The 9,504-nt window shown below is 55.6% G+C and carries 7 protein-coding genes and 1 pseudogene; 2 read left to right on the top strand and 6 right to left on the bottom strand.

All coding sequences use genetic code 11. The annotated features are described in order from the left end of the window. The coding region (locus tag Q0Z94_RS10175) for a hypothetical protein (protein ID WP_298069377.1) at window positions 1-218 on the top strand (218 nt) is incomplete at its 5' end. A 60-nt stretch (window positions 219-278) separates the two neighbouring features. Here the strand turns inward: Q0Z94_RS10175 and Q0Z94_RS10170 are convergent. The 5 genes from Q0Z94_RS10170 to Q0Z94_RS10150 all read right to left on the bottom strand — a co-directional run bounded on the left by Q0Z94_RS10170 (window position 279) and on the right by Q0Z94_RS10150 (window position 7,677). Next, window positions 279-929, bottom strand: a complete 651-nt coding sequence (locus Q0Z94_RS10170) for a DUF4391 domain-containing protein (RefSeq protein WP_298069375.1) — start codon at window positions 927-929, stop codon at window positions 279-281. Between the two features lie 12 nt (window positions 930-941). Beyond that, on the bottom strand, window positions 942-4,172 hold the full coding sequence (locus tag Q0Z94_RS10165) for a helicase-related protein (RefSeq protein ID WP_298069374.1): 3,231 nt from the start codon (window positions 4,170-4,172) through the stop codon (window positions 942-944). A gap of 172 nt (window positions 4,173-4,344) precedes the next feature. After that, complete coding sequence (locus tag Q0Z94_RS10160) at window positions 4,345-5,862, bottom strand: hypothetical protein (protein ID WP_298069372.1); 1,518 nt, start codon at window positions 5,860-5,862, stop codon at window positions 4,345-4,347. A 30-nt stretch (window positions 5,863-5,892) separates the two neighbouring features. Further along, window positions 5,893-6,756 carry a zinc metalloprotease HtpX gene (locus Q0Z94_RS10155; protein WP_298069370.1) on the bottom strand — a complete coding sequence of 288 codons (864 nt, stop codon included), beginning with the start codon at window positions 6,754-6,756 and terminating at the stop codon, window positions 5,893-5,895. A 93-nt stretch (window positions 6,757-6,849) separates the two neighbouring features. Further along, window positions 6,850-7,677 (bottom strand): histidinol-phosphatase, encoded by an 828-nt coding sequence (locus Q0Z94_RS10150; protein ID WP_298069368.1) that lies wholly within the window; start codon window positions 7,675-7,677, stop codon window positions 6,850-6,852. A 553-nt stretch (window positions 7,678-8,230) separates the two neighbouring features. Here Q0Z94_RS10150 and Q0Z94_RS10145 point away from each other — a divergent pair. After that, window positions 8,231-8,692, top strand: coding sequence for a tRNA (cytidine(34)-2'-O)-methyltransferase (locus tag Q0Z94_RS10145; RefSeq protein ID WP_298069366.1), 462 nt, complete (start codon window positions 8,231-8,233; stop codon window positions 8,690-8,692). Window positions 8,693-8,717: 25 nt separating this feature from the next. Here the strand turns inward: Q0Z94_RS10145 and Q0Z94_RS10140 are convergent. Continuing rightward, a pseudogene (locus Q0Z94_RS10140) lies at window positions 8,718-9,504 on the bottom strand (hypothetical protein); the annotation flags it as partial.

The raw sequence follows: 9,504 nt of genomic DNA, 5'->3' as shown, positions 1-9,504 counted from the left end.
GTGACGCAGCTTGGGAACAGAGCTGCAATCTTGTCGATATTCTGCGCCGTTCTATCCGGCGATTCCATGCGCAGTTTCTCCATGTATGGTTCCTCCGTTTCTGTAATGTCCAATCTGAACCATGGCGGCCTTCAACACCTGAAAGCAGATCAATGCTGTTTGCGTATCTGGAAAAAATTTTTCCTCCCTTTGCTGATAAGGGTGAATATCATTTCTAAAATCGCGAACAACATGACGGAATTCTTTTACGTCCTGTTTCGGAATGCCGATTTCGGCATCTACGATAATTCCTCCAGAATCTTTTTAAGTTTCTTCAGCTCCATATTCATTTCCATCTGCCGATTGAGCTGCCTTTCCCGCCGTATTTTGCTTTTCAGCGCCGCGATCTGTTTTTCCAGAAGCTTTTTCTTTTCATCGCGCTCGACAGAGTCTTTCAGGCTTTCGCCGGAATCCGCCCGCAGGGTATTTCCGGCAATCTGCCGCACAAAGTTCTCATAGACCGTGTCGATGTTCAAGCCGTCTATTTTGAGCGGCAGCTCTGCCTCCGGCAGCCAGTCCGTGTGATAATACCTTCCTACCTTGAAGGCATTGCTGCCTGAGGCTGCTTCCTTGTACGCCGTCCACGCCTGGTACTTTCCCTGGTATTCCAGCAGGAAGATGATGTGGTAGGGTATTTCCCTGTCGATCTGCCGGAGGACGGATACATTCAGCTTCGGGTCTTCAAGCCGCACTTCAAAGATTTCCACTTCAGTGACGGTTTCGCCAGCGGCCAGGTTCATGGTGGTAGAGGCGATCTTGTTTCTCCAGTAGATCACTTGTATCTGGTCAATGAACACTCGTTTCAGAGCGGGGGGCACAGAAAGTTTTTCATAAAACTTCTGTTTGGGAATTCTTCTATTGAATTCCGTACTTCCGGGCAGCCCAAACACAGCGCGACCTCCCTATTTCACCACGAGGAAGCAGATCAGCTCAAAGTCATCCAGCCCGCTTATCTCCGACATCAGGGCCGAAGTACCGCCAGCAGAGAAGAGACTGTCAATATCGCTTTCTTCCTTGATGCTTATGATGGAATGGATTGTATCGTTCAAAAGCTCGGATACCTCGCGCATATTCCGGCCATCGTCCGTTTCCTCGTTAAACTTCCTGCACAGTGACAGCACAGGCTCCTTTTTTCCACGGCAAAGCAGACGCACCGTATCCAGCAGTTTCTTTGGGTGCAGATAATCGCATACACTATCGCCGTCCTCTCCGATATAAACCATGTAGAACGGGTGTATACGATTCCGATTGTCAATATTAATATTGTTGTTGATATTACGCAGCACAAAGATCACGCCTTTCGGATGCTCCTTGTCTGCCGGAACAACGGCATGCAGGCCTTTCGGCTTCTTACTGAGATCATCATGCGTTTTAATGTATTCCAAAAGATCCAGCCGGAACTCGTTCAGACCAAGGTCCATGATGGAGATGCCTGTAGACATGTCTTCGATATTCACGACTTCTTCCCGCAGGCGTTTAAGTTGCTGCTTGCGGTATTCCAAATCGCTATCCTCCTCCGGATTGATCAGGTTACCATTGCCGGCGGCGGTCATAACGGATATCTTCATTCTGGTTTCAACGCGGGACTTGAGATTAATATATTCGTCCAGTGTCATTTCCGGCCAGAAGTTGACAAGCTGAATGCACGTGTTCCTGCTCCCCAGGCGGTCGATACGCCCGAAGCGCTGAATGATGCGCACCGGATTCCAGTGAATATCGTAATTTACCAGATAGTCGCAGTCTTGCAGATTCTGGCCTTCGGAAACACAGTCAGTAGCAATCAGAATATCGATCTCCGTGGTACTGCCCGGCATCAGAGTCTGCCTGTCCTTGGAGACAGGCGAAAAACAAGTCAGGACGTTATTGAACGTCGCCTTCAGGCTCTTTATGGTCGTGCGGCCATCAATGGAACCGGTGATTACCGCAGTATCCATGCCGTAAGTGCTTTTCATATGCTTGCTGACATGGTCGTACAGGTACTCTGCGGTGTCGGCGAAGGCCGAAAAGATCAGCACCTTCTTATTGCCTTCGTTGATCGGATGGCGCACCTTGTCATTCAGCAGCTGCAGAAGCATCTTTAATTTCAGATCATGCTCCGGTGTGATATCGGATACCATAAGAACAAGACGTTTAAGTATCTCAGCATCATCCTTTAGTTGGGCACGCCATGTTTTATAGTCCATGTCGGAAAGGTTAATTTTTACTTTTTTACCAACTGAAAAATAATCGGTATTGCTGTCATCTATATCAAAATCAATATCATTTATTTCATACATATCGAGGTTGTATTTTCCGTTTTTTTCAAAATCATCAATCGCCTTGATGGTGTTATTAATGAGCTTTAGAATACGATTCAACGTAAGATTGAAGGAATAAACAGAGCTTTCCAGGCGTTTTAAAAGATTTATGCTCATGAGCCGCTGGATACCGTACTCGCGGCCAGTCTGCGTCAGGTTATCGCCTTTGTTATGTGTTAGCTCCTTGTACTTTAATCGCACGCTGGGAAAGATATAATTTGACGGCGTATAAATGCAAAGCGTCAGGTAGGACAGCTGCTTATAGATCTCGTTATAGCTGATGGACGTATTGAGATCCGTCAGGTTTGCACTGCATGATAGAGGTTTCAGATGCTGCGGGAACTTGCCGATTTTTGCAATGTCATAATACTTCTCAATATGCCTTCTGGAGCGAGCGATCGTTACGCTGTCCAGCATTTCAAAAAAATCGAAGTCCAGCGTCCGAAGCAGAGCGTCAGTTGTCCGTGCTTTGGGTTCCAGCCTGCACCACGCATTGAATGCTTTCTGTGCCTGAAGAAAAATCTCGTCAATAGGTTTCCTGGTATTGAGCTGTTTATTGATGTATTCCGGGTTGCCCTCATACGCCAGCTCCAGCTGATTTTTCAAATCTGTAAAACGGTTGTTCACCGGCGTGGCGGAAAGCATCAGTACCTTGGTCTTGACCCCGGCGCGGATTATCTTGTCCATCAGCCGGACATAGCGGTTTTGCTGCGTGTTGGCATGGGTACCGGCACCGTTACGAAAGTTGTGTGACTCGTCAATAACGACAAGATCGTAGTTTCCCCAATTCAGGCGCTCCAGATCCAGGCCGTTTGAGAAGCCGCCGTTTCTCGATAAATCCGTATGGAAGAGGACATCATAATTCAAACGGTCCGAAGCTATGGGATTGTTCACATAGTTATCTTTATAGGTAGTCCAGTTTTCGGACAACTTTTTCGGACAAAGAACAAGAACGGTTTTATTCCTGTTCTCGTAGTATTTGATGACGGCAAGTGCGGTGAAGGTTTTACCAAGGCCAACGCTGTCGGCCAGAATGCAACCGTTATACTTTTCCAGTTTGTTTATGATCGCAAGAACAGCATCTTTTTGGAAGTCATAAAGCATACTCCAGATTTTACTCTGCTTAAATCCCGTGGCTTCGTTGGGAAGCACGTCCTCTGAAAGGTCATCCAGGAATTCACTGAACACATTATAAAGCATTATGAAATAAATGAACTCCGGTGAATTTTCGTTATAAACAGAATTAATATTGTCAATGATCACGTCCGTGACATCCTGCAGTTTGCCGCGGTCACTCCAAAGAGATTCAAAAAGCTGTATATACTCTGTGGAGAACGGAGCCTCAATGCGGTTTACCATGTTATAGCTGTTGTTTCCGCGTTCACAGCCAATATCCACGGTCGTGAATCCACCCAGCGGCAGATAGGCAACTTTTTCAGATGCGGAATCTATGGTCATAAAGCTGCTCATATTCTCACCGGTAGCGTTGGATTTAAAACGGGCCTTTTTGCGTATCCAGGCAGCACATTCCTGGGCAATCGCTTTTTGCCGCATTTCGTTCCGGAGTTTAATTTCAAATTCCGTACCATACAAACTTTGTTCACGGTTCAGGCGCGGGATATAGAATTCCCTTTTTTGCTTCTCTGCTTCTTCTGTTATAAATGTCGGCGAAGTGAAGATAAATCGGAATTCATCAATAGATTCCAACTGCTTTTTCAAGACATGATACGCATACATGGAGAAGCAGGCTGCAGCAACGGAAACTTTACTGCCTCTCGTTATGGTTTTTTCGAGATCATCACGGACGATATCAGTGATGTTGTTAAATATTTTCATTCAACTTGCTCCTTTCTGTCATGCAGCAGGGCTTCACAAGAATTCAGTGGTCAGAGCAGAAAATTCAGCCAGGAGTCCGCAGGCCGTAAGATTTTACTGGAAACGCCTTCTCCCGGAGTTTCTTACCCCCGCAGAGAACGCAGTCAGCCTTTCCCGCGGGAAGGGCCGCGTCTTATCCGCCGCGCTCGTCCCGTGTCCGTCCTTTTTTATGCGGTGGGGCTTCCCGCCCGCCGGCAGCGGAGCGGCGGAAAGGGTGCTTCCTCCCCGCCGTTTCATCATTTTTTCTGTTCCCTGCGGGGCGGCGCGGGGGCCGGGTGTCTGTGCGGGGAGCGGGGTTGGGTTCTTCATCGAGTTTCAGAAGGAACGCGCCGGATTTCCTGTCCCGTGCGGAAGTGGAGAAGCCTTCGCAGAGTGCGCCCGGGGGCAGGTGTGCGGACTGCGGCACGAGGGCGAGACCGCGTTCGGTGCAGGCGTAGCGGGCGCGGCCGGGCAGAGCGGGCACGACAAAGGCATCGGAGACAAGGCGGGCGGCAAGGCGGCGTCCCCGTGCAGGCGCGGGCAGGCCTTCGCCGCTGCGCAGTTTGCGGAGGAGCAGGAAGGAAAGGCTGACGGAGTCCTTGCTCAGTCCGGCGCGGGCCGAAAGTTCCAGCAGTTCTTCCGGGGCATGGCCGGCAGGTGCGTTCATGTGACACCAGGCGGTGGAACGCCTGTCCAGCATGGGGCAGGCCGCGGCATGGGGGCACGGAGCCAGGGGCCGGAACAGCGGGGGAGAGGCGTCTTCCTCGTCTTCACGGGTGTTTTTCCGGCCGTTCTCCCAATCTTCGTCGTCTTCCAGCCGGGCGGAATATTCTTCCCGCAGGGCCAGGGCGGTGAGACCGTCTGCGTCTTCGTCCTCCGCCGCGCCGCCGAGTGCGCTTTTTCGAAGGTGCGCCATGAGGCGTCCGCCCTGCCGCGTTCCCGGTTCCACGGCGAAGATCAGTCCGTTTTCTCCAAGTTTGTCCGCGGCTTCTTCGAGCAGGGCGCGCATTCGGACGGAGAGCCGGCAGCCGGGTCTGGCACGGCGTTCTTCCATTTCGTTGAGCACGTTGCCCATGCTGAGCAGCCAGAGTTCGCCCGGCCCGGCGTAGAGGCGGCGCAGTGCCTGTGCTGCGGAGGCGCGCATGGAGCGCACGTTCCAGGGGCTTTGCGGGGCGAGTTCGGTGCGCAGGCGTTCAAAGAGCGTTTTGCCGAGTTCCAGAATGTGCGGGGCGGTATCGCTGACGACCATGGTGACGGGGCGGGCGCGCAGGTCGGGGCGGGAGAGCCACAGGGCCAGCGGCAGGGTCAGGGGACCGCTGCCCAGGTCGAGGATGAGGGGCGAGTCTGGAATTTCACCCAGTTCCAGGCCGGGCAGCAGCGCAGTGAGCCGGACAAGATTCCACGGCAGGAAGTAGCGCAGGTAGGCCGAGGTGAAGCGCGGCGAAGTCCAGTAGGGCCGCGCGAGCGCGCTGCGTTCCGTGGTGAGCAGAGCCGAGAGATCCCGGCAGGCCAGGGGCAGGTCGCGTTTCTGCGTGCCGTTCATGGGCATGACTTCATCAAGAACGCGGCAGAGGAACTGAAGGCCGCGCAGTGCGAAGCCATCGGGGCGGGAAAAGAGCGGGAGAGGCATGAGCTGTTCCTTGGTGGGAGAGTCGGGGAACAGGGAAAACAAGGCCCCGCCGGGAAAGGGCGGGGCGGCGCGTCATCCGGGGTAGCGGCCCGTGCGGGCCATAGCTTCGAGGTTGGCGATGCGCTCTTCCATGGGCGGATGGGTGCTGAACAGCCGGTTCATGCTGGAGCCGGAGAGGGGGGACACGATGAACATGTTTTCCGTGGCCGGATTGGCCCGCATGGGGATGCGCCTGCTGTAGGCGTCAAGCCCGGCCAGAGCTCCCGCGAGGGCCATGGGGTCGGCGCAGTACTCAGCGCCCGCGGCATCGGCCATGTATTCGCGGCGTCTGGAAATGGCCATCTGGATGAGACTTGCGGCCAGAGGTCCGAGGATCATCATGAAGAGAGCGGCCAGGGGGTTCATGCCGCCTTCTTCATCCTGGGAGCGCCCGCCGAAGATCATGGCCCACTGGAGCATGTTGGCCAGAGCCGTGATTGCCGAGGCAATGACCCCGGCCACGGTCTGGATGAGAATGTCGCGGTGGGCGATGTGGGCCATTTCATGGGCGAGCACGCCGCGGAGCTGTTCGGGGGGAAGCAGTTGCATGATGCCGCTGGTGACGGCGATGACCCCGTGTTCGGGGTCGCGGCCCGTGGCAAAGGCGTTGGGGGCGTCCTGGGGAACAAGGAAGAGGCGCGGCTTGGGCACACCCGCGCGTCCAGCCAGTTCTTCCACGATCTGATGCACCAGCGGCGCGTCGGCGGGTGAAAGTTCCTGCGCCCGGTACATGGCGAGTACGATTTTATCGGAATACCAGTAGCTGCCCACGTTCATGACTACGGCAAAGACGAGGGCGAAGAGTACACCCTGCGATCCGCCGAGTGCGCCGCCCATGACAATGAGCAGGGCGGAGAGGCAGGCCATGAGGACAAGAGTCTTTAATTGGCTGGTCATAGCGGCTCCTATGAGAGCGTCCGCGGACTGCGGAGAGAAAGGGGAAGCGACATTCCGGATATCAGGCACGAGTTTCCTTCAGGCAAGGCTCGCTCAGAAGGGGACGCGCTGCACCGTTCCCCGGCAGAAGACCACGCTTTCCTTCCAGCCTTCGGAGGCCGCGTATCTGGCCAGCTCCTCGAAGCCCCAGCCTACCTGTTCTGTGGCGTGGCTGTCGGAAGCGAAGGTGATGGGCAGTCCCAGCTCGCGGGCGAGGTGCAGAATTTTCGGCCCGGGATAGATTTCCCGGCAGGGTCTGCGCAGGCCCGCGGAGGAGATTTCCATGGCCATGCCCGCATCGCGCACGGCAGTGAGTGCTTCGGCTACCAGGGCCATGCTTTCGGGGCGTTCCAGCCAGGCGTGGAAATCGTCCACGGTGAAAATCTTGATGAGATCGGGATGGGCCACAATGTTGAAGATGCGGGTCTCGGCCATGCGTTTCATGGTGCGGTAGTAGCGCTCGTAGCGGGAGTACCGTTCCTCCTGCGGGAAGGCCTCCCAGTCGGCGGGCACGGCGTCCGTGGGCCAGGTGCCCAGAAAGTGGATGCCCGCGATGAGGTAGTCGTACTCGTGGGCGGCCGTTACCTTGCGGATATAGGGAATCTCATCTTCCAGCCAGTCCACTTCCATGCCCAGCAGCACGGTGACGCCCTTGGGAGCCTGTTCCTTTTTCAGCTCCTCTACTTCACGGATATAGTCTTCAAAGGTGGCGTCAAGGTGCTCACGGTATTCGTGGGGATAGTCGTAGCCCAGAGGACGGGGAGAGTGTTCAGAAAAACCGTGGATGGTGAAGCCTTTGGCCTGCCCCGCTTCAAACATCTGACGGACGGAGTCGCGGGCGTGGGAATGGTTGGTATGCGTATGAAGATCAACGTGGATCATGAAGGCCCCCTCTGTGAGAAATAAAGGACGGAAAAATATCCTACGCCATTGTCCGTCCGTCCGCAACAGCGCACAAGGCGCTGGATAGCCACATTTCCATGAAGGTACCTCTCAAATTTTTTGATAGTGAAATTGATGTTTAAAAGTCAGGGGAGGAGTGAATGCTTCAACAGCGCAGGAGGATCGGAGAAGAAGGGAGGGAAAGCCGGAAACGCCCTTGCGCTTTTGGCAGGTTGGCTCTAGCATGGTTTTCGTCACAAGTTCCGTCACACCGGGCAGCCGCTCCAAGGAGAGAGTTCATGGATTTCGCGTTTTTCTTCATCGGCCTCATCGCAGTGATCGCCGCCATTACCTACATCAAAAAGAGTTCCCCCAACGCATCCCATCACTGAGCGCCGCGCCGCAGGATCGGTCTCGAGTCGGGTGAGGAAAAACGGATTCCCCCTGCCTTCCGGCGTTCTGCCGCAGAGTTCATAGCGCCTGAACTTCCCGTGCTTCCAGCAGAGAAGCGGAAGAGCCATCTGCCTTTGCTACGGGCGTTTTTCTTTTGCCCATGCTCCACGTCGTCCTCTATCACCCCGAGATACCGCCGAATACCGGCAATGTGGCACGTCTGTGCGCGGGCACGGGGACGCGTCTTCAGCTCATCGAACCTCTGGGCTTCAGCCTTGACGACAAGCATTTGAAGCGGGCCGGCCTGGATTACTGGCCTCATGTGGATGTTGCGGTGTGGCCGTCTCTTGACGCCTATCTTCTGGAGGACGGCGCAGGGCGGCGGCTTGTGAGCACCAGCGCCAGAGCCGGGGAGCCAGTCCAGCGTTTTGCCTTTTCTCCCCGCGACAGCCTGCTTTTCGGGCCGGAGTCCTGCGGTCTCCCTGCAGATGTGCAGGCCTTTGCGGAACGGCATGTGCGCATCCCCGTCAGGGACTGCATACGCAGCCTGAACCTGTCCACCTCCGTGGGCATCGTTCTTTACGCGGCACTCACGGACATCGGCGCTCTTGACGCATGGTAGCGCGCTGCAAGAGGCGTTTTTCCGGTCAGGCGCGCCTCTTTTTCCCCGCGCAGAGTTCGGCCATGTGCCGGAGATATTCTTCACTGTGCGCCAGATAGAAGGAAAGCGGCGCGGCGAATTCCCTGCCGAGAAGCCCGTCCACAAACATCTGGCTGACGGCCCTTTCCTGCCGCAGTACCTGCTGCATCCCCAGGAGTACCTGCCGTTCACCCGCGGAAAAGCGGCGCAGGCGGGCGGCCAGGGCGTCTTCCGCCCGCGGCTGATAGAACCAGAAGTACATGAGATCCAGAGCGTTCAGGATCATGGCGTTGCCAAGAACAGGACTGCGCTCCTTCAGTGTTTTCAGCAGGGTGCCGGGGTGCTCCAGCAGCTTGACGACGCTCTGCTCGGGGAACATGACCTCAAGGCGGCTGTACAGGTCGAGGGAGGTGCGCAGACAGGCGCGGTAGTCCGCCATGCGCCGCCGTAGATTGTTCCTGCGGTCCTCCATGCCGTTCAGGAAGCCGATGGCCGCGTCCGAAGCCAGTTTCACCACAAAGACCGAAGCCGCTGCCAGCCCTGTGGGATCCGCACCCGCCCAAGTGGAGGCCGCCCGGAGCAGGACAAGGAAGGCGAGCGTCAGAGGGATGGAAATCAGGGTGGCCGCGGCGTCGGCAAGGAGCGTTTTTGCGGACTGCCCGCCCAGATAGTGGGTCAGGGCTTTGAAGGCGCCGCAAGCCAGGCACAGAACAGTGCATGTCGTTACCGGTGCCGTCACGACGTCCAGCCCCAGGCTCAGTTCCAGTATCTGCCGGCGCAGCACGGGTTCGAGG

The sequence above is a fragment of the uncultured Mailhella sp. genome (assembly GCF_947631555.1).
In the GTDB taxonomy this organism is placed as follows: domain Bacteria; phylum Desulfobacterota; class Desulfovibrionia; order Desulfovibrionales; family Desulfovibrionaceae; genus Mailhella.
Note: the sequence above shows the minus strand (reverse complement) of the source record. Positions and strands in the feature narration are given on the sequence as shown.